Genomic DNA, 19,252 nt, shown 5'->3' with positions numbered 1-19,252 from the left:
CATAGCCGCCGTTACCGCAGCAACGGATATGTACTCAATCTACCTAAACCATCAAAGGCTAAAAGCAACACAAAAAGTTGCGTAGATACCTATGCTGCGAAAGCGGTGGGTCAACTGAGACTATGCCAACTGACTTACCGCTATCGCAGGCAAGCCAGCTCCCACAGTTGTTTTGTGTCAGTGAATTAGCAGCCGCCAGCCAGGCGTTCACGCAAGAACTCCACCAGCGCCAGCACCGGCCTCGAGCTTTGCCGGTGCTGCGGGTAAACGGCCGACAGGGTCAGGGCTTCGGGCGCGAAGTCTTCCAGAAGCGTGACCAAACGCCCATCCTTCAAGGCGTCAGCAACGATGAACGTCGGCAAGTAGGTGACGCCCAGGCCGGCAATGGCCGTGTCGCGCAACAGCTCGCCGTTATTCACACGCATGCGCCCGCTGACATTCACCGATTGCAGCTTGCCCTTGGTCTGGAACCGCCATTGCACCTGGCGGCCGTGGCCGTAGGGCAGGCAGTCGTGGGCGGTCAGATCTTCGGGTTTGAGCGGCGTGCCGCGCAAGGCCAGGTACTCGGGGCTGGCGCAGTACACCCGCTGCACGCTGGCGATGCGCCGGGCAATCAGGGTGGAGTCTTCGAGGGTGCCGATGCGCAGCACCAGGTCGTAACCCTCGCCGATCAGGTCCACGGGGCGGTCGCTGAGATCGACTTCCACCGACACATGCGGGTGGCGCTGCAGGAATGACGGCAACAGGCAGCCCAGGTGAGCCATGGCAAACGACAACGGCGCGCTGAGGCGAAGGGTGCCACGCGGCTCGCTGTTCTGGCCGGCGATGCCCTGCTCCACTTGCTCGACTTCACTGAGCAGGCGCAAGGCCGATTCGTAGTAACTCTGGCCGAGTGGCGTGACGTCCAGGCGACGCGTGGAGCGGTTGAGCAGGCGCACGCCGAGGCGGTCTTCCAGCTGGATCAGGCGGCGGCTGACAAATTGTTTGGACAGGCCCAGTTGCTCGGCGGCGGCGGTGAAGCTGCCGGACTCCATGACCTGGCAGAACAAGCGCATGTCTTCGAAAGGGTTCATTGTCGCTTCTCGGTGGACATTTTGCTGAGTTATAACCGGTCAGTCATAGCACCACAAATCAAATGTGGGAGCTGGCTTGCCTGCGATGACGCAGTGTCAAACAACAGTGATGTCGACTGACACTGCGCCATCGCGGGCAAGCCCGACTCCCACAGGGTTCGGTGTCCTACCTGTCGAGTTACTTGGCCGTAAACGCCGAGTAGCTGTTCATGAGGTTGCGGTAGTTGGGAATGCGCGGTGACAGCAGGTTGGCCAGGCCTTCCATGTCGTTGCGCCAGTCGACTTGCAACTCGCAAGCCACCGAAAACCAGTTCACCAAGTGTGCACCGGCCGCGCTCATGCGCGCCCACGACGCACGTTGCACGGCTTCGTTGAAGGTGCCGGAGGCGTCAGTCACCACGAACACTTCAAAACCTTCCGCCAACGCGGCCAGGGTTGGGAAGGTCACGCAAACATCGGTGACCACACCGGCAATCACCAATTGCTTACGCCCGGTGGCTTTCACTGCCTTGACGAAATCTTCGTTGTCCCAGGCATTGATCTGACCAGGACGCGGGATGTACGGCGCGTCCGGGAACAGCTCTTTCAGTTCCGGCACCAGCGGGCCGTTGGGGCCGGTTTCAAAACTGGTGGTGAGAATGGTCGGCAGCTTGAAGAACTTGGCCACGTCGGCCAGGGCCAGCACGTTGTTCTTGAATTCATTGGGCGAGAAATCCTGCACCAGGGAAATCAGGCCGGTCTGGTGATCCACCAACAGCACCACGGCGTCGTCTTTGTTCAAGCGTTTGTAAGTCATGGGTCAGCTCCTTTGGGGGGTTAATCAGAAGGCAAAGCACGAGCAGCCAAACGCCCCCCAGAAACCCTGGAAGTCGCTGACCGGCGCGCTGGAAAGGCGCGCCTTCTCGTGGCTATGGGCATGCACGCCACACGGGCCGCTGCATTGATGGACTTGGGCTTGCAACGGCGAGCCAGGGCGCCAGTGGCCCGGCACCTTGACCACCGGCGACCAGTCCGGCAGCACCGGCACGCACGGTGGTGCTAAACCTTCGAAGTCGCCGGCGCCGTACACCACCTTGCCGCCGACCACGGTCAGCACCGATTCGATCCACTTGATGGCCTCTTCATCGACACTGAAAAAGTCCGCCGAGAGTGCGGCGACGTCCGCCAACTGGCCGACCTTGATCTGGCCCTTCTTGCCCTGCTCCGAGGAGAACCAGGCACTGCCGTGGGTGAACAGCTCCAGCGCGGTGAGGCGCGGCAGGCCTTCGGCGTGCAGTTCCAGGCCGCCGACGGTGCGGCCGCTGACCATCCAATACAGCGAGGTCCACGGGTTGTAGCTCGATACCCGCGTGGCATCGGTGCCCGCCCCGACCGGCACGCCTTCGGCCAGCATGCGCTTGATCGGTGGCGTGGCCTCGGCAGCCTTGGCGCCGTAGCGCCCGACAAAGTATTCACCCTGGAACGCCATGCGGTCCTGGATCGCAATCCCACCGCCCAGGGCGCGCACGCGCTCGATGTTGTGGGGCGTGATGGTTTCGGCGTGGTCGAAAAACCACGGCAGGCCATTGAACGGAATATCGCGATTAACCTTCTCGAACACGTCGAGCATGCGTGAGATGGATTCGTTGTACGTGGCGTGCAGGCGGAACGGCCAGCGCTGCTCCACCAAGTGGCGCACCACCGGCTCCAGCTCCTGCTCCAGGGTCAGCGGCAGGTCGGGACGTGGTTCGAGGAAGTCTTCGAAGTCCGCCGCCGAAAACACCAGCATCTCGCCAGCGCCGTTGTGGCGCAGGTAATCATCGCCTTGGTGCAGGGTGACGCTGCCGGTCCAGTGTTTGAAATCGCTGAGTTCTTCCTTGGGCTTCTGGGTGAACAGGTTGTAGGCGATGCGCACCGTCAACTGTTCGTCTTTGGCCAGTTGCTCGATCACCGCATAGTCATCGGGATAATTCTGGAAACCACCGCCGGCATCAATGGCGCTGGTGAGGCCCAGGCGATTGAGTTCCCGCATGAACTGGCGGGTTGAGTTGACCTGATAGTCCAAGGGCAATTTCGGGCCTTTGGCCAAGGTTGCATAGAGGATCATCGCATTAGGCCGCGCCACCAGCATGCCGGTGGGGTTGCCGTGGCTGTCGCGCACGATCTCGCCGCCCGGCGGGTTCGGCGTGTCCTTGGTATAGCCGGCCACACGCAGGGCGGCGCGGTTGAGCAAGGCGCGGTCGTACAGGTGCAACACGAACACCGGCGTGTCCGGCGCGGCCTGGTTCAACTCTTCCAGGGTCGGCATGCGCTTTTCGGCGAACTGGAATTCGTTCCAGCCACCGACCACGCGCACCCATTGTGGCGTCGGCGTTCGGTCGGCTTGCTCCTTGAGCATGCGCAGCGCGTCGGCCAGGGACGGCACGCCCTCCCAGCGCAGTTCGAGGTTGTAGTTCAGCCCGCCACGGATCAGGTGCAGGTGTGAGTCGTTGAGGCCGGGGATCACGGTGCGGCCTTTGAGGTCGATGACCTGGGTGCCATTGCCCCGCAAGGCCATGGCCTCGCCGTCCGTGCCGACCGCCACAAAACGGCCCTGATGGATGGCGACGGCGGTGGCGCGCGGGTTTTCACGGTCCACGGTGTGGAACTGACCATTGAACAGAATCAGATCGGCGCTCATAGGGTTTCCTTGACAGAGGCTTCAAGCCAGGGGGCGAACAGTCGAGTGGCGGCCGGCATCAGCAGGTAGACCACCAGCAGCACGATGGTCAGGGTGACCAGAAAGGTCGCGACCACGTAGTTGGAGAGGAACGGATGCAGGCGCAGCACCGGGCCCCAGATGATCGGGATCAGCAGGGTCAGCGGCAGGATGACAAACAGGGTCACCACTGCCTGTTTCCAGCGTGGCGGCTTGGCGGCGGCATCGGCCAGCGGCGCAAACCAGAACTCGTTGACCGCGCCGACTTCGGTCTGGTCGCCGTCGGCGAGCATCGGCGTTGCCTCGTTGATGAGGTCCAGGCGCTGTGGCGAGTTCAGCCAAGCTTTGAGGTCATCGGCCGAGCGATAGCGCAGTACGCACGTGAACAGCGCCAGCCCGCCTTGCTTGCTGCGTACCACGTCGACGCCGAGGTGGCCCGGGCGCTCACCGGCAATGCGCACGATGCGCCGCAGCCAAGCTTCGTAGTCGGCTTCAAACCCCGGTTTTATGCGGTGCTTGACCACCAGGGTCACGACCTCGTCCGGCCCGCCTTGCGCTGTTGAGTCCATCGTGCACTTCCCCTGGATGCGTGAGCGTTCGCGCTAGTGTGCGACGGCCCGATTCAGAAAAATTGCATGTATGTGCTCAGCACAAGAGATGCCGGCAGCGGTCTACACTGGGCTTTCATTCACCGGTAAGGTGGGTGAAAACCAGCGCCCATCGACCACGGATATCGATCATGGCTCAACCAGCAGCTGCAACCGGAACGCTGTGTGCCCAGCGGGAACAACGGGTCAAGCAATTGATTCTCGCCAACCTTGCCCACCCCCTGGAAGTGACGGAACTGGCGCGCGCCTGTGAGCTGTCGCGCAGCCATTTCTCCCGGGCGTTCAAACGCACCACCGGTGTGGCGCCCCAGGAATGGATTCGCCAACAACGCATCAAGCAGGCCAAGCTGCTGATCATCGGCTCCGCGCTGAGCCTGACGCAAATCAGCCAAGAATGCGGGTTCTGCGACCAGGCGCACTTCTGCCACCTGTTCAGCCGCAGCGAAGGCGTGAACCCGCTGACCTGGCGCAAGCTGCAACTGCGCTATCGCCATCACCTCAGGACGGCACAGCTGGCCATTGTCAACCCTATAGAGACAGTCATTCAGGCTTCAGCTTCTTAATCAACCTTTCGATAACCAGTAATCTTCTCCTCACACCGAAGCCCTGCATCTCGCAGCAACGCTTCCCTTGAGGAGAACATCCCATGCTGACCCTTCGCAAAGCCTCGGAACGCGGCGCCGCCAATCACGGTTGGTTGAAGTCGTTCCACACCTTCTCGTTCGCCAGTTACTGGAACCCCAAGGAACAGGGGTTTTCCGACCTGTTGGTGATCAACGATGACCGCGTCGCGGCCGGTAAAGGCTTCGGCCAGCACCCGCACCGGGACATGGAGATTTTCTCCTATGTGCTCGACGGCGCCCTGGAACACAAGGACACCCTGGGCACCGGTTCGGTGATTCGCCCCGGCGATGTACAACTGATGAGCGCCGGCAGCGGCGTCGCCCACAGCGAGTTCAACCACAGCCAGAGCCTGGGCGTGCACTTCCTGCAAATCTGGATTGTGCCGAATGTGGTCGGCGCCGAGCCACGCTATCAGCAGGAGCACTTCAGCGCGGCGCAGAAACGTGGGCGCTTGCAGTTGATCATCTCGCCGGACGGCGCCGAAGGCTCACTGAGTGTTCGCCAGGATGCACGGGTGTATGCCGGGCTGTTCAACGGCGACGAAACCGCGACCCTGGACCTGCCGCCCGACCGCCACGTGTACATCCACGTGGCCCGGGGCAGCGTTGAAGTCAACGGCCAGCGCTTGCAGGAAGGCGACGGCGCCCGGGTGCGCAATGAACGGCAGATCCGCCTGAGCCATGGCGAGAATGCCGAGGTGCTGGTATTCGACCTGCGCCCTCAGGAACTGCCGCAGATGCCATGACCGTCGCCACGATAGCCCTCAAAACGGGCTATCGCTGGCATCGATAGTCACCATCAGCGCAATGAAGTTCTCTTAAAAAATCCAACGCGTACCATCAAACCCATGCCAAACGGCACCCCACTAGAACACTCGGAGCACACCACCATGAAACGCCAACTCTTGCTTAGCCTCGCTTTCTCGGTACTTGCTGCAAACGCTTTTGCTCACCCGGTTGTCGCTGAAGGCGGCGCGGATCGCCTGCAAGGTAACCACGTAGCAGAAGGTGGTTCTGACCGTCTGCTGGAACGTCGTGTTGCTGAAGGTGGCGCTGATCGTCTGCAAGAACGTGGCCTGGCCGAAGGCGGTGCCGATCGTCTGCAAGAACGTGGCCTGGCCGAAGGCGGTGCCGATCGTCTGCAGGAACGTGGCCTGGCTGAAGGCGGTGCCGATCGTCTGCAGGAACGTGGCCTGGCCGAAGGCGGTGCGGATCGTCTGCAAGGCAACAACGCATAACCCCGCCATGTTCGCGGGGCACCCCAAACCGGCCTGATCAGCCGGTTTTTTTTCGTCCAGGATTCAGCGCTGGTCGCGGTCTACCCACAGCACTGCCTTGCCGATCTGCTGCCGCGCTTCGATGCGCGCATGGACATGCTGCACCGTCTCCAGGGTGTAATGGCCCTCGATCGCGACGCTCAGTGATCCCTCCAGCATCGCCGCGAATACCGCATTGGCGCGCCGTTGCACAGTTGCGCCATCGATCATGTGATCGGCCAGCCGGGGCCGGGTTAGAAACAATGAACCCGCCTCGCCCAACTCAATCGGGTCCAGGTCGGTCAGCGAGCCGGACACGTTGCCGTAATTAACGATCAACCCACGTGTGCGACAGGCGCGCAAACTTTCGCGCAAGGTGTTCTTACCCAGCGAATCAAACACCACGTCCACCCCTTGCCCGCCTGTGGCTTGCAGGACCTGATCGGCAAACCGGTCATACGTCCAGGCCTGGTGTGCACCGCGCTGCAGGGCAATCGCACATTTCTCCTCGGTACTGCCGGTGGTAAACACCGTGGCCCCCAACCGCCGCGCCATTTGCACCAGTAATTGCCCAATGCTGCCGGACGCTGCGTGCACCAGGCAGGTGCTGCCCGCGTGCAACCGGGCCACGTCGTCAATCAGGTAGTGCGCCGTGCAGCCCTGGAACATCGCCGCAGCGGCTTGATCGAAGCTGATCTCGCTGGGAATCTGCGCAATTTTGTCGGCGGGCACATTGGCGTACTCGGCATAGGCGCCCCAGGCAATGCACCAGGCCACGCGGTCGCCGACGGCCAGATGGCTCACGCCCGGGCCGACTTCCACCACCACACCGGCGCCTTCCATGCCCAAGGTGCACGGCAGGCGCACCGGGTACGTCGCCGAGTTGGCGTACTTGCCTTGGCGCGTATGAATGTCCATGAAACTGATCCCGGCGCAGGCCACTTTGACCAACACATGCCCCGCCGTGACCTGGGGTTTGGCAACGTCGTGGCGCAATTGGGCGACTTCGGGACCGCCGTAGGCTTGCAGGGTAATGGCTTTCATCGGGGAACAACTCCGTTTGCACTGGGAAGCGGCCATGGTAAAAGGACTTCTTCGGCTGGAAAATTCCCGAATATCTCCCAGGCTCTGTGCGGAAATAACCCGATGTTCGATTGGCAGGATCTGTATTACTTCACCGTTTTGGCCCGCACCCAGTCGCTGTCGGCGGCCGCTCGCGAGTTGCAGGTTGAACACGCCACCGTCGGGCGGCGGGTCGACGCGCTGGAAAAGGCCTTGGGCGTGAAGCTCGTCGACCGCCTGCCACGCAGCCGGCCGCTCACCGCCCAAGGCCTGGCGCTGGCCCAAGTCGCGGCAGGCATGGGCGAGATGGCCACCGAGGTGCTGCGCCTGTCACGGGTCGCCTCCATCGAACTGGCCGGCACGGTGCGGGTCAGTTGCCCGCCGTCCATCGCCAACCACTGCATCGCGCCCCACGTCGCCAGGCTGCGCGCCGACTACCCGCAGTTGAACCTGGTGCTAATGCCCTCCACGCAACTGGCCGCGCTGGACAAGGGCGAAGCCGATATCGCCTTGCGCACCGTGCGCCCCGACGAAGAGGCACTGGTGCGCCGCAAAGTCGGCGTGGTGCGCTTCGGTCTGTATGCCGCGCCGGCATTCAACCCGCTGCCTGCCAGCCAATGGACATTCATCGCCTACGACAACAGCCGCGATCACCTGCCGCAACAGGCGTGGCTGCACCAACTGCGCGGCCAACGCCCGATCGTGTTTGCCGCCAGCGACCTGATCACCCAGCAAATGGCCGCCCGCGCGCATGTCGGCGCGGTGGTATTGCCAACGCTGGTAGGCGATCACGACCCGTTGCTGGCACGATTGCCGACAGCCAGCGACGGGCCGATGCGCGATATCTGGCTGACGGTGTACCCCGATATACGCCGCTCGCCATCGGTGAAAGTGGTGATGGAGTTTCTGGTGGCGTGCATCGAAGGTGAGGCGCAGTTGCGGCGTTGAATCAGTACGACGTGGCGAGGAATTTCTTGCGATACGCCGCCGGCAGCATCCCTACGCGCTGTTGGAACAGGCGGCGAAACGAATTGCTGTCTTCATACCCGACCGCATAGGTGATGCTTTCAAGGGTCATGCGCGTCGACTCGAGCATCTGCTTGGCGCGCTCCAGGCGCAGGGTTTGCACATAGGCGATTGGCGTGTAGCCAGTCGCCTCTTTGAACCGCCGCTTGAAATTGCGTACGCCAAAACCAAAACGCCGGGCCACATCATCAATCACCAGCGCTTGGGCAAACTGCTGCTCCAGCCAATGCTGCACCCGTAGGATCTCACCGTCGCCGTGGCTCTTGGGCAACGACCACATGGCGTACACCGACTGCTCGGTACGCACGTTGTCGATCAACAAATACTTGCCACAGGTATGCGCCAGCTCCGGTGAACCGAAGCGGCGGATCAGGTGCAGCATCAGGTCCATCGCCGCACTGGCGCCACCGCACGTAATCACACGGTTTTCTTCGCAGAGAATTTGCGCGTCTTCCAGGACCACGTCTGCGTAACGCCGTCGGAACAACTCAGCAAACGCCCAGTGGGTGGTGGCGCGCAGGCCGCGCAACAGGCCGCTCTCCGCCAGCAAAAACGCCGCCGTGCACATCGACGCCAACACAGCTCCCTGAGCATGCTGCTCGCGCAACCAAGGCGCGTATGCGGGAAAAGTCGGCAAGGCTTGTTTGAGGGTAAACAGAAAGCCGGGGACCAGGATCAAGTCGGTCTGGCGGACCTGCGCGGTCGAGCACGCTACCTGCAAGCGCTGCCCGCCCCAAGCGTCTACGGCCTGGCCGTCGAGGGACGCGACCACGATTTCAAACTGAGGCGTGTCAGCAAACAGGTTGGCAGCGCTGAGCATCTCCAGCGCCAGGGTGGCGCTGGCGGCAGAACATTGATCGACCAGGAGCAAGGTAATGTGCATAAAGGAGCGCCCCTTTGCGCTTTTCGCATGTAATAAGTCATTTGCGCACCTACCTTAGCCGATTCCACGCCCTTACAGTGCTGCCACTGATCAACTGCCTGGCGCGTTTATGAATCTCTGGTTTCGATTGCTGTTCATGCTGTCCCGTCGCCCCTGGCGCAAGCCCGCCCATGGCCTTGACACCACCGTGGTGCGCATGCGGGTGTGGCCGCTGGACCTGGATATCAACCGGCATGTCACCAACGGCCGGTATTTCTCGCTGGCGGACGTTGCGCGGATGGATTTTGTACTGCGCACCGGCGCGTTTCGCGTGGCCCTGCGCAATAAGGCACTGCCGATCGTGGGCGATACCTGGGGCAAGTTTCGCCGCGAGCTGAAGCTGTTCGAAGCGTTTGAGGTACACACCCGCATGCTTGGCTGGGACCACAAGTGGAGCCTGATGGAGCACCGTTTCGTCAGCAAAGGCCGGGTGGTTGGGGTGGTGGTGATGCGCGGGCTATTTCGTTCAGCCAAAGGCACCCTGCCCCCAGCAGATTTTGTGCGGGAGCTGGGCTTGGTCGAGGCGTCACCGGCTATGCCGCAGTGGCTCAGCGACTGGGCAAAGAGCTGTGATGATATGAGTGTGCAGTTGCGGGAAGAGGAGCAGGTTTGAAGTCAAGGCGCTGACGCGGACTGCCCGGCACTGACCGGCTCCAACCCATCTGAGCGGCGAAGCGGCCCCAATAGAGGCCACTGCGCGCTTACTCATAGAGCGCGGTGTCAGGCTTTAGGGCCGCTTCGCGCCCCAACGCGGGGCAAGCCCGCTCGCCACAACAGCCCCGCTTGCGACAAAGAGGGGTTTCAGGCCTGCAGATCAGCCAGCCCCAGATGCTCGCGCAGCGTCGAGCCTTCATACGCGGTGCGAAACAACCCTTTGCGCTGCAAATGCGGAATCACACTTTCGACAAATTCGGTAAACGACCCCGGCAAATAGCCCGGTGAAATCACAAACCCATCGCACCCGCCCTGCTCGAACAGCTGCGCCAACTGGTCGGCGATCTGCGCCCCGGTGCCCACCAGTTGTGGCACGCGCACGCTGCTGGCGAACAGTCGGCCAAGTTGTTCCAGAGTGGTTTGCGGGCCTTGCATCAGCAGTTTTTCGGCAGCCGCCGCATGGATCAGCGGCGACTGGGCGATCTGGGCCAAGGTGGCCGACAGCGGGAATGGCGACAGGTCCACATTGAGTTGCGAAGCCAGTGTGACCAGCCCCAACTCGGGCCGCGCCAGGGCGTTGTGCTGGTCGCGCTTGGCCCGCGCTTCGGCCTCGCTGCCGCCAATAAACGGCATCACCGCCGTCAGCACCTTGCAGCTGTCGGCATCGCGCCCTTGCTGCACCACTTGGGCGCGCACGTCATCGCGAAAGGCGCGCATGGCCGCCAAGTGCGGGTGAATGGTGAAAATCGCTTCGGCCCAGCGCGCACCAAACCGCCGACCGCGCCCGGACGAACCCGCCTGGATCAGCACCGGCCGGCCCTGGGGCGTGCGCGGAATATTCAGCGGCCCTTCAACCTTGAACCACTCGCCGTGGTGCTGCACCGACGTAATCAACGCCGGGTCGGCGAGCACGCCACGCTCGCGGTCCAGCTTGAGCGCGTCCTTGCCCCAGCTGTTCCAGAGTTTCAGCGCGACGTCCACAAACTCATCAGCGCGGTCGTAGCGCAGGTCGTGTTCCAGGTGCTTGTCCTTACCGAACAGGCGCCCTTCGCTGTCGTTCATCGAGGTGACAATGTTCCATGCCGCGCGGCCCTTGGACAGGTGGTCGAGGGTGGCAAACTCGCGGGCGATATGTGCCGGTTCGTAGTAGGTGGTGGAGCGCGTCGCGCCCAGGCCCAGCTTGCGGGTCTGGCCTACCAGATAAGACAGAATCGGTAACGGGTCCAGGCGCGTGGCGTCCTGGGCGCCGTAGCGCAAGGCGAACTCACGGGAGCCGCCCATTTGGTCGCCGACGGCCAGGCGGTCGGCGAAGAACAGGAAGTCGAACAGGCCCTCTTCCACCACCTTGGCGATGCGTGAGTAGTAGTCGGGGTCGAGGTAATTGCCCACGGTTTCAGGGTGGCGCCACACGGCGTGGCTGTGCACCACGGGGCCGCTCAACAGGAACGCCGATAGGTGGATTTGGCGGCTCGTGGTCATGGAAGGCCTTAGCAGGGAGACTTAAAAGATTCAGCCTTAAAAGTTATATTGATAATTAGGCATTATGAAAGAACGATATAATTCTATGGATATGCCCCATTCATCGAAACGCAGTAAAAGCGCCCTAAGCTCAGACCGAAAGAGTATTTATCGAATGCTTTTTAGAACTTTAAGCTTGGCCATATTTCGCTGAATATCGAGCGCGCCATGTCTATTCGCCGCCCCCTCGTTGTTGTCCTCGGGTTGTTGGCTTTTTCGATCGCGGCCAGTGCTGAGGCCCAGGAAACCGTGCGCATCGGTTACCAGAAATCCTCAACCCTGATCACTCTGCTGAAAACCCAGGGCACCCTGGAAAAAGCCCTCAAGGCCGACAATATTGGCGTGAGCTGGCACGAGTTTCCCAGCGGCTTGCCGCTGCTCGAAGCGCTGAACGTGGGCAACGTCGACATCAGTGCCGACGTGGCCGACACCGTGCCGATCTTCGCTCAGGCCGCCCAAGCCAAACTCACCTACTTCGCCCAGGAAGCGCCCTCGCCTTCAGCCCAGGCCATCGTGGTGCGCAAGGACTCGCCGATCCAACAGTTGGCGGATTTGAAAGGCAAGAAAATCGCGGTCACCAAGGCCGCCGGCACTCACTATTTACTGATCGCCGCGCTGGCCAAAGCAGGTTTGGCGTTCTCGGATATCGAGCCGGCCTACCTGTCGCCGGCAGATGGCCGCGCGGCCTTCGAAAACAACAAGGTTGACGCCTGGGTCACCTGGGAACCCTTCCTCACCAGCGTGCAGCGTCAACTGCCGACCCACACCCTGGCGGACGGCGCCGGCCTCGCCAGCTACAAGCGTTATTACTTGACCGGCACGCCCTACGCCAAGGCGCATCCCGAGGTGTTGAAGGTGGTGTATGCGCAATTGGAAAAAGCCGGCCAGTGGGTGAAAACCAACCCGCAGGACGCGGCGAAAGTGCTCGGCCCGCTGTGGGGCAACCTGGACGTGGCCACGGTTGAAGCCGCCAATGCGCACCGCAGTTATCAGGTGCAACCGGTGACGGTGGATCAGTTGGGGGAACAGCAGAAGATCGCGGACGCATTCTTCAAGGCCGGGTTGTTGCCCAAGGCAGTGGATGCCAAGGATGTGCAGACTTGGAAGCCCTGAGGTCTATCGACAGGCCTCATTCTTCAAGCGCGACTGGTTATAAAACCTATCGCCAATTGTTCTGATTACCTGTCAATTATCACAGTAGACGCCCCCTGCGAGTCTTTTTAGGCTGTCGTGGTAAACCCATCATGCAAGGAGCATCCCATGGCAATCGTCGAAACTTACAAAGGTTATCAAATTGAAGAAGGGCTAACGGGGGGCCGTAACGACAGCAATAACAACCTGGTTGATCAGGTCAAGGCTTACACCACCATAAGCCCTACTGGAAAGAGAAACAGCATAACCAAAGACACGTTAGCTAGCGCGAAGAAATACATTGATGACGCAATCTCGCCGCCGCCTCCTCCTGCCGGCCGTCCCTTTTAATAAGCGAACGTACTAAATGCGTCGCGAATGATCATGGAAGGAGAAAAAGCTCATTTGGCAACCCTACCGGGTGGCCGCAAAAAGGGCTTTCTCTCCTTGCGATCAGGTCACCGAGCATGATTTTCGCCATCCCCGCGCGCTACATTGCCGATGCCACCGAGTGTCTCGCCGCTTGGATGTGCAACTGTTGCAGAACCGCTGACCACACAAAGTCGGCTTTCCAGAGGCTTGACGGATTAGCGAGCGGGTAAACAAGCCGTCCAGGAAGTGGTACAACAGGTGCCCTTGCCCACCCTTCCTGGAGGCCGCCGCTCATGACGTCCAAGCTCGAACAACTCAAGCAATTCACCACCGTGGTCTGCGACACCGGCGACCTCGAAGCCATCAGCCGCCTGCGCCCGGTGGACGCCACCACCAACCCGTCGTTGCTGCTTAAAGCCGCCGCCATCCCGGAATACGCCGAGCTGCTGCGCAATGCCGTGAACCTGTCCAAAGGCGACGTGGGCCTGGCCTGCGATCACTTTGCGGTGTCGGTGGGTGCCGGCATTCTGAAGGTGATTCCGGGGCGCATCTCCACCGAAGTCGACGCGCGCCTGTCCTTCGATGAAGACGCGCTGTGGGCCAAAGCCAACCAATTAATCGCCCTGTACGACCAGGCCGGCATCAGCCGCGACCGCGTGCTGATCAAGCTGGCCTCCACCTGGGAAGGCATCCGCACCGCCGAACGCCTGGAAAAGGCTGGCATCCAGACCAACCTCACCTTGCTGTTCTCCTTCGCCCAGGCCGTGGCCTGCGCCGATGCGGGGGTGTTTTTGATCTCGCCGTTCGTGGGCCGCATCTACGACTGGTACCGCAAAAACACCGGCCTGGACTACACCGGCGTTGATGACCCGGGCGTGCAGTCGGTAACGCGCATCTACAACTACTACAAGGCCAACGCCATTGAGACGGTAGTGATGGGCGCGAGCTTTCGCACCCTCAGCCAGATCGAAGAGCTGGCCGGTTGCGACCGCCTGACCATCAGCCCCGACTTGCTGCAAAAACTCGATGAGGATAACGGCCCCCTGGAACGCAAACTGCTGCCGGGCGCCGAAGGCGAAGCGCGTCAGCAATTGACCGAAGCGCAGTTCCGTTGGGCGTCGAATGAAGATGCGATGGCCACAGAGAAACTGGCGGAAGGCATTCGACAGTTTGCGCGGGATCAGGAGAAGTTGGAGGCGGTGTTGGCTGCGCTTTAACAGCGCACCATGACCCGTGTGGCGAGGGCGCTCAGAACGGCCCCTTCGTCATCACCCGCTCTTCAATAAACCCGCGCAACATGCCAATCCGTTGCATGTAGGCGTCACTCAGGCAACTCACCCGTGACCCGCACCTGCGCCGCTGCTTGAGCCAGGCCGCTTGCCCGTCCACCCATGGCCATGAAGTGCTTGTTCAGGTCGTAGAGCAACGCCATCGTTACGTCCTGGTCATTGAGATTGCGGTTGGTGCAGATGGCGATCTCGTCAGCGGACTTGGCCTTCGTGCAATCAAAACTGGCGGCTTGGCTTGAAAGGCTGAGCATCCGTGTGCAAATACCGGTGAAGAGTGCGGGTTTGATCAATGAACATGGCATCGGCAATCGGCTCCGGGAGGCATTGGCAAACGGCGGCCTTATAGACAGGCCCGCCGCCGCCAAACACGCTCTCGGAAACGACTCGCGCTTAGTTGCGCTCGCCCAACACACGGGCTGCCAATGCACCCAGTATCCCGCCCACGATCGGCGCCAGCCAGAACAGCCAGAGTTGCGAGATGTACTCGCCCCCGGCCACCAGCGCTGGCCCGGTGCTGCGAGCCGGGTTGACGGAGGTGTTGGTGACGGGGATCAGGACCAGGTGAATCAAGGTCAGTGCCAGGCCGATGGCGATCGGCGCAAAACCGGCCGGCGCACCCGGCGCAGTCACCCGCATGATGATCAGGACAAAGAAGAACGTGGCGATCACTTCTGCCAGCAGCGCGGCAAACAAGTCGAACTTGCCTGGGCTGAGCGGGCCATAACCGTTGGCGGCAAAACCGCCCGCCGAAAAATCCGGTTGCCCGTTGGCGATCTCGAACAGTGCCGCAGCGGCAACCGTCGCGCCAAGCACCTGCACCGCAATGTACGGCAGCACATCAACGCTGCGAACACGACGCCCCACCCATAAGCCGATCGTCACCGCCGGGTTGAAATGCCCGCCGGAAATGCCACCCACCGCGTAAGCCATGGTCAGCACGGTGAGACCAAACGCAAGGGAAACACCGACAAAACCAATGCCCAACCCTGGGTATGCCGCGGCCAGAATGGCGCTGCCACAGCCGCCGAACGTTAGCCAGAAGGTACCTAGAAACTCTGCGGTCAAACGTTTTTGCACAATCGACTCCATTGCATTCCAAGTGCCACGCCTCTTGTTCAAGGTCGTGGCAATTGCCGTCACCACGGGATGTGGCAGGCCCGGCGCGACGGTAGCAATGGGCAACAAAACGCCCTGTAGGAATTGTCTTTAATCTGTGCCGATTTTTCGCGTCAGCTACGCGCCACACCCTGGCCATACCGATGAATCGCCAGGCAGTACCCAATCAACGCCACCGCCGCCAGCGCCCCACCTGCCGCGCCGATCCAGGCGAAGCCGAAGTGGCTGCCGACCCAGCTGCCCATCAGGGCGCCGCCGCCGATGCCGATGTTGTAGATGCCGGAGAACATCGCCATGGCCACGTCGGTGGCGTCCGGTGCCAGCACCAGAACCTTAGATTGCATGGCCAGGCCAAAGCCCATGATCGCCATGCCCCAGAACACGCTCAGGCCGACGAGGTATGACTCGGCGCCGCTCAAGGGCAGCATCAGCGCCAGGCACGCGGCGAGCAGGAACACCGCGCTGACCACGAAGAGGTGCGGGTTGAAGCGGTGCACGAGGCTGAACAACAGCGAGCCGATGATGCCCGCGCCGCCGAACACCAGTAGAAACAGGGTCACCACATTGCCACTCAAGCCGGCAACGCCTTCGACAAAGGGTTCGATGTAGCTGTAGGCCGTGAATTGCGCAGTCACCACCATGGCGGTGAGCACGTAGAGCGCCACCAGTGCCGGGCGTTTGAACAGCATCGGCAGGCTGCGCAGCGAGCCGGAGTTCTGGCTCGGCAGCGCCGGTAAAGTGCGCGCCAACCAGAACACCAGGGCGGCGGCGAACGCGGCGATCACCAGGAACGTGGTGCGCCAACCCATGGCTTCGCCGAGCAGGCGGCCCAGCGGAATGCCCAAGACCATCGCCAGGGACGTGCCGGTGGCCAGCAGGCCGAGGGCTTGCACTTGCTTGCCTTGCGGCGCCAAGCGCACGGCCAAGGAGGCCGTGATCGACCAGAACAGCGCATGGGACAAGGCAATGCCGATGCGGCTGACCATCAGCAAGCCGAAGCTGGTGGCGACGCTGGAGAGGATATGGCTGGCGATAAACAAGCCGAACAACACGATCAGCAACTTGCGCCGCTCGACGTTACGCGTCAGCAGCATCACCGGCAGCGAAGTCAGCGACACGATCCAGGCATAGATGGTGAGCATCAGGCCGACGCTGGCGATGGGCATGTCGAAGCTGGCGCCGATGGCGCTGAGCAGGCCGACCGGTACGAATTCGGTGGTATTGAATACAAATGCGGCCAACGCGAGGGCGATGACCGGTTGCCAGTTGGCTTGGGGGGTTGCGGCTGAAATGCTCATTGGCGGGCGAGGTACTCTGGCGATGATCCTACGGCCACGCAGAACAGCGCCGCCGCCGAGCATTCTATAGGTTTCTGGCCACGCTGTTGACGCGGATCGTCGCGCTGAGGTTTAGGGCGAGGTCATGGTGATCACGTAGTTGCCCGACTGGATCGGCTTGCCGGCGCTGTCCACCAGCAGATAGCGCTGGTCGTAATAGCGCCCGTTGCCGCTGTCTGCCACCAGCTTGACATGGGCGGCATTGACGCTGGCCACCGGCGACACATTGCTCACATCGAAGCGGCTGCCCCGGTTGGAAATGGCGCACCCGTTCAGTTCCATCACCGCGCCGCTGCGCGCATTTGTCGCACACCCAGGTTCCACGATGGCGCCAGTGAAATAAATGGTGCCCTGCCCCACTGTCTGTGCCGCAGCACAGGCACCTGCCCAGAGGCAAAACAGGCCGGTAAATACCGAAATACCTTTAACGTTCATGCCGACACTCCTTATTGGGCTCTCAATAAGGGTAGTCGTCTGGGCAGGCGTTAACTTGAGGGGATTCGGCCAAGGGTGTGACCTAGATCACGGATCCACCTGCCCCATCATCTCGGGGATGCTTTCCGGCCGCTTGGCGTAGCGCTGTGCCAGCGCCGCACACACCATCAACTGGATCTGGTGAAACAGCATCAGTGGCAGAATCAACACGCCCATGGTCGCGCCGGCAAACAGCACCTGGGCCATCGGCACGCCGGTGGCGAGGCTTTTCTTCGAGCCGCAGAACAAGATGGTGATGCGGTCTTCCTGGTTAAAGCCAAAGGCCTTGCCCAGCACCGCGGACGCCACCAGCACCAGCGCCAGCAACACGCAGCACGCGACCACCAAGCCGCCCAGCTCCCACAGCGGGATCTGGTGCCAGATGCCTTCGTTGACCGCTTCGCTGAACGCGCCGTAGACCACCAGCAGGATCGAGCCCTGATCGACGAATTTCAGCCAGGATTTGTTGCGGCCCACCCACTCGCCGATCCAACGACGGGCAATTTGCCCGGCAACAAACGGCAGCAACAGCTGCACGCTGATTTTCAAGATCGCGTCGACGGTCGAGCCCGCGTCACCGTGCACATTGAGCAGCAGGGCCACCAGCAACGGCGTGAGGAAGATGCCGAACAGGCTGGAGGCCGCTGCGCTGCAGATCGCCGCCGGGATATTGCCGCGCGCCAATGAGGTGAAGGCAATCGCCGATTGCACCGTGGCCGGCAACGCGCAGAGGTAGAGCATGCCCATGTACAGGTCTTTGCCGATCAGCGGCGACAACAACGGCTTGAGCGCCAGGCCCAGCAGGGGGAACAGCACAAAGGTCAAGCTGAACACCAGCAGGTGCAGGCGCCAGTGCCCGGCACCGGCGACGATGGCCTGGCGCGACAGCTTGGCGCCGTGCAGGAAAAACAGCAGCGCAATAGCCAAGTTCGTCACCCAGCCAAAGGCCACGGCGGTCTGGCCGCTGGCGGGCAGCAATGAAGCGAGGATCACCGTGGCGATCAGGATCAGTGTGAAGTTATCGGGCAAAAAACGCGGGCGGGTCATAAGCAAATCTTCCAGGGGTTGCCAAGAGCATCGCTGCGACTCTAACGTAACGGCTTATTACCGACTAACGCCAATGAGCCAGTAAATGCCGCCTAAAGGACATGACAAGACCGTGCGGCGCAGTGTGCCCGGGCTTTCAAGCCTGCCACGGCCGGTGTATGGGCGCACCGAATCGTTGCCCAATCGTGCGCTGACCCGCCGGCACAGCCACCCGTGGGTGCAGTTGTCTTACGCGATTTCCGGGGTGCTGGAGATCCAGACCAGCGTCGGCCGCTTCGTCGCCCCGCCCCAGCGCGCGGTGTGGATCCCGGCGGGCGTGCCGCACCGAGTGTTCAGTTCGCCACACACGGAAATGCGCAGCCTGTACCTCGATTGCAGCGTCACCGCGTGGGCGGCCGAGCGTTGCCAGGTGCTGGAGGTGAGCAGTTTGTTGCGCGAGTTGATCCGCAGCTTCAGCGAGCTGCCGGTGGAATACACCGAGGATGGGCCCGATGGGCGTCTGGCCCAGGTGGTGCTGGACCAGCTTGCGGCTGCGCCCCAGGTGGACTTGATGCTGCCGTTGCCCCACGACGTGCGGTTGCGGCAGATCTATCGCAGCCTGAATCTGCACCCGGAACAGCACACGACCTTGGGAGACTGGAGCCGCAAGCTGGGGGTGAGTGAGAAGACGCTCAGCCGGTTGTTCCTGAGTGATACCGGGCTGACGTTCCGCGCATGGCGCCAGCGGCTGCGGCTGCTGAGTGCCCTGCCGGCCCTGGAACAAGGTGAGCGGGTCACGGATGTGGCGCTGGGGTGTGGGTATGAGTCGACGTCGGCGTTTATCGCAGCGTTTCGTCAGCAGTTTGATGCAACACCGGGGGAGTTCTTTCGCTGATGCTCGGGCGATGAGGATCAAAGGTGGGAGCTGGTTTGCCTGCGATAGCGGTGGGTCAGCTGGAAATATGTCAGCTGACACGGCCTCATCGCAGCATGGGTATCTACGCAACTTTTTGTGTTGCGCTAAGTTTTTGACCGGGTTTTTAGGTAGATATGAGTACATATCCGTTGCTGCGGTAACGGCTTCGTAT

Annotated in this window: 21 protein-coding genes; 9 read left to right on the top strand and 12 right to left on the bottom strand. The window is 61.7% G+C overall.

Going from position 1 to position 19,252, the window contains the following annotated elements:
* Positions 1 to 185: 185 nt before the first annotated feature.
* The 4 genes from ACI77I_RS29465 to ACI77I_RS29450 all read right to left on the bottom strand — a co-directional run bounded on the left by ACI77I_RS29465 (position 186) and on the right by ACI77I_RS29450 (position 4,319).
* Positions 186 to 1,073, bottom strand: coding sequence for a LysR family transcriptional regulator (locus tag ACI77I_RS29465; RefSeq protein WP_406999665.1), 888 nt, complete (start codon positions 1,071 to 1,073; stop codon positions 186 to 188).
* Between the two features lie 178 nt (positions 1,074 to 1,251).
* On the bottom strand, positions 1,252 to 1,869 hold the full coding sequence (ycaC, locus tag ACI77I_RS29460; RefSeq protein WP_242155571.1) for an isochorismate family cysteine hydrolase YcaC: 618 nt from the start codon (positions 1,867 to 1,869) through the stop codon (positions 1,252 to 1,254).
* A gap of 24 nt (positions 1,870 to 1,893) precedes the next feature.
* Positions 1,894 to 3,732, bottom strand: a complete 1,839-nt coding sequence (locus ACI77I_RS29455; protein ID WP_406999663.1) for an amidohydrolase — start codon at positions 3,730 to 3,732, stop codon at positions 1,894 to 1,896.
* The gene (locus ACI77I_RS29450; RefSeq protein WP_242155569.1) at positions 3,729 to 4,319 is read right to left on the bottom strand and encodes an antibiotic biosynthesis monooxygenase; all 591 of its coding nucleotides are present in this window, start codon (positions 4,317 to 4,319) and stop codon (positions 3,729 to 3,731) included. The genes ACI77I_RS29455 and ACI77I_RS29450 overlap by 4 nt, the downstream gene beginning before the upstream one ends.
* A 170-nt stretch (positions 4,320 to 4,489) precedes the next feature.
* Here ACI77I_RS29450 and ACI77I_RS29445 point away from each other — a divergent pair, with 170 nt between their 5' ends.
* The 3 genes from ACI77I_RS29445 (at position 4,490) to ACI77I_RS29435 (ending at position 6,219) form a co-directional block, all read left to right on the top strand.
* Positions 4,490 to 4,921: a helix-turn-helix domain-containing protein gene (locus ACI77I_RS29445; RefSeq protein ID WP_406999661.1), complete on the top strand. Its 432-nt coding sequence runs from the start codon at positions 4,490 to 4,492 to the stop codon at positions 4,919 to 4,921.
* Positions 4,922 to 5,004: 83 nt separating this feature from the next.
* Positions 5,005 to 5,727, top strand: a complete 723-nt coding sequence (locus tag ACI77I_RS29440; RefSeq protein WP_242155567.1) for a pirin family protein — start codon at positions 5,005 to 5,007, stop codon at positions 5,725 to 5,727.
* 144 nt (positions 5,728 to 5,871) lie between these two features.
* The gene (locus ACI77I_RS29435) at positions 5,872 to 6,219 is read left to right on the top strand and encodes a hypothetical protein (protein WP_094953413.1); all 348 of its coding nucleotides are present in this window, start codon (positions 5,872 to 5,874) and stop codon (positions 6,217 to 6,219) included.
* 63 nt (positions 6,220 to 6,282) lie between these two features.
* On the opposite strand, the gene ACI77I_RS29430 is transcribed toward ACI77I_RS29435, so the two are convergent.
* Complete coding sequence (locus tag ACI77I_RS29430; protein WP_406999658.1) at positions 6,283 to 7,281, bottom strand: quinone oxidoreductase family protein; 999 nt, start codon at positions 7,279 to 7,281, stop codon at positions 6,283 to 6,285.
* A gap of 102 nt (positions 7,282 to 7,383) precedes the next feature.
* On the opposite strand from ACI77I_RS29430, the gene ACI77I_RS29425 reads away from it, so the two are divergent.
* The gene (locus ACI77I_RS29425) at positions 7,384 to 8,247 is read left to right on the top strand and encodes a LysR family transcriptional regulator (RefSeq protein WP_242155565.1); all 864 of its coding nucleotides are present in this window, start codon (positions 7,384 to 7,386) and stop codon (positions 8,245 to 8,247) included.
* 1 nt (position 8,248) lies between these two features.
* Here ACI77I_RS29425 and ACI77I_RS29420 read toward each other — a convergent pair whose 3' ends face one another.
* On the bottom strand, positions 8,249 to 9,208 hold the full coding sequence (locus ACI77I_RS29420) for a GlxA family transcriptional regulator (RefSeq protein ID WP_406999656.1): 960 nt from the start codon (positions 9,206 to 9,208) through the stop codon (positions 8,249 to 8,251).
* Positions 9,209 to 9,317: 109 nt separating this feature from the next.
* Here ACI77I_RS29420 and ACI77I_RS29415 point away from each other — a divergent pair, with 109 nt between their 5' ends.
* Positions 9,318 to 9,860, top strand: a complete 543-nt coding sequence (locus ACI77I_RS29415; RefSeq protein WP_094953417.1) for a thioesterase family protein — start codon at positions 9,318 to 9,320, stop codon at positions 9,858 to 9,860.
* Between the two features lie 188 nt (positions 9,861 to 10,048).
* Here ACI77I_RS29415 and ACI77I_RS29410 read toward each other — a convergent pair whose 3' ends face one another.
* Positions 10,049 to 11,380, bottom strand: a complete 1,332-nt coding sequence (locus tag ACI77I_RS29410) for an LLM class flavin-dependent oxidoreductase (RefSeq protein WP_094953418.1) — start codon at positions 11,378 to 11,380, stop codon at positions 10,049 to 10,051.
* A 207-nt stretch (positions 11,381 to 11,587) separates the two neighbouring features.
* On the opposite strand from ACI77I_RS29410, the gene ACI77I_RS29405 reads away from it, so the two are divergent.
* The 3 genes from ACI77I_RS29405 to tal all read left to right on the top strand — a co-directional run bounded on the left by ACI77I_RS29405 (position 11,588) and on the right by tal (position 14,139).
* Positions 11,588 to 12,532 (top strand): aliphatic sulfonate ABC transporter substrate-binding protein, encoded by a 945-nt coding sequence (locus tag ACI77I_RS29405; protein WP_406999654.1) that lies wholly within the window; start codon positions 11,588 to 11,590, stop codon positions 12,530 to 12,532.
* Between the two features lie 147 nt (positions 12,533 to 12,679).
* On the top strand, positions 12,680 to 12,901 hold the full coding sequence (locus ACI77I_RS29400; RefSeq protein ID WP_406999652.1) for a hypothetical protein: 222 nt from the start codon (positions 12,680 to 12,682) through the stop codon (positions 12,899 to 12,901).
* A 314-nt stretch (positions 12,902 to 13,215) separates the two neighbouring features.
* Positions 13,216 to 14,139 carry a transaldolase gene (tal, locus tag ACI77I_RS29395; protein WP_094953421.1) on the top strand — a complete coding sequence of 308 codons (924 nt, stop codon included), beginning with the start codon at positions 13,216 to 13,218 and terminating at the stop codon, positions 14,137 to 14,139.
* A gap of 104 nt (positions 14,140 to 14,243) precedes the next feature.
* On the opposite strand, the gene ACI77I_RS29390 is transcribed toward tal, so the two are convergent.
* From ACI77I_RS29390 to ACI77I_RS29370, 5 genes are all read right to left on the bottom strand, one after another.
* Positions 14,244 to 14,513 (bottom strand): hypothetical protein, encoded by a 270-nt coding sequence (locus tag ACI77I_RS29390; protein WP_406999650.1) that lies wholly within the window; start codon positions 14,511 to 14,513, stop codon positions 14,244 to 14,246.
* A gap of 88 nt (positions 14,514 to 14,601) precedes the next feature.
* Positions 14,602 to 15,300, bottom strand: coding sequence for an aquaporin Z (aqpZ, locus tag ACI77I_RS29385; RefSeq protein WP_094953422.1), 699 nt, complete (start codon positions 15,298 to 15,300; stop codon positions 14,602 to 14,604).
* Between the two features lie 140 nt (positions 15,301 to 15,440).
* Positions 15,441 to 16,625, bottom strand: a complete 1,185-nt coding sequence (locus ACI77I_RS29380; RefSeq protein ID WP_094953423.1) for a sugar transporter — start codon at positions 16,623 to 16,625, stop codon at positions 15,441 to 15,443.
* A 111-nt stretch (positions 16,626 to 16,736) separates the two neighbouring features.
* Positions 16,737 to 17,099: a hypothetical protein gene (locus ACI77I_RS29375; protein WP_094953424.1), complete on the bottom strand. Its 363-nt coding sequence runs from the start codon at positions 17,097 to 17,099 to the stop codon at positions 16,737 to 16,739.
* A gap of 87 nt (positions 17,100 to 17,186) precedes the next feature.
* Complete coding sequence (locus ACI77I_RS29370; RefSeq protein ID WP_094953425.1) at positions 17,187 to 18,185, bottom strand: bile acid:sodium symporter family protein; 999 nt, start codon at positions 18,183 to 18,185, stop codon at positions 17,187 to 17,189.
* An 85-nt stretch (positions 18,186 to 18,270) separates the two neighbouring features.
* On the opposite strand from ACI77I_RS29370, the gene ACI77I_RS29365 reads away from it, so the two are divergent.
* Complete coding sequence (locus ACI77I_RS29365; protein ID WP_094953426.1) at positions 18,271 to 19,059, top strand: helix-turn-helix domain-containing protein; 789 nt, start codon at positions 18,271 to 18,273, stop codon at positions 19,057 to 19,059.
* The last annotated feature ends 193 nt before the right edge of the window (positions 19,060 to 19,252 follow it).

Source organism: Pseudomonas sp. D47 (assembly GCF_045447305.1).
In the GTDB taxonomy this organism is placed as follows: Bacteria; Pseudomonadota; Gammaproteobacteria; order Pseudomonadales; family Pseudomonadaceae; genus Aquipseudomonas.
The sequence above is the reverse complement of the archived record's forward strand: the minus strand, read 5'-3'. Positions and strand labels throughout refer to the sequence as shown.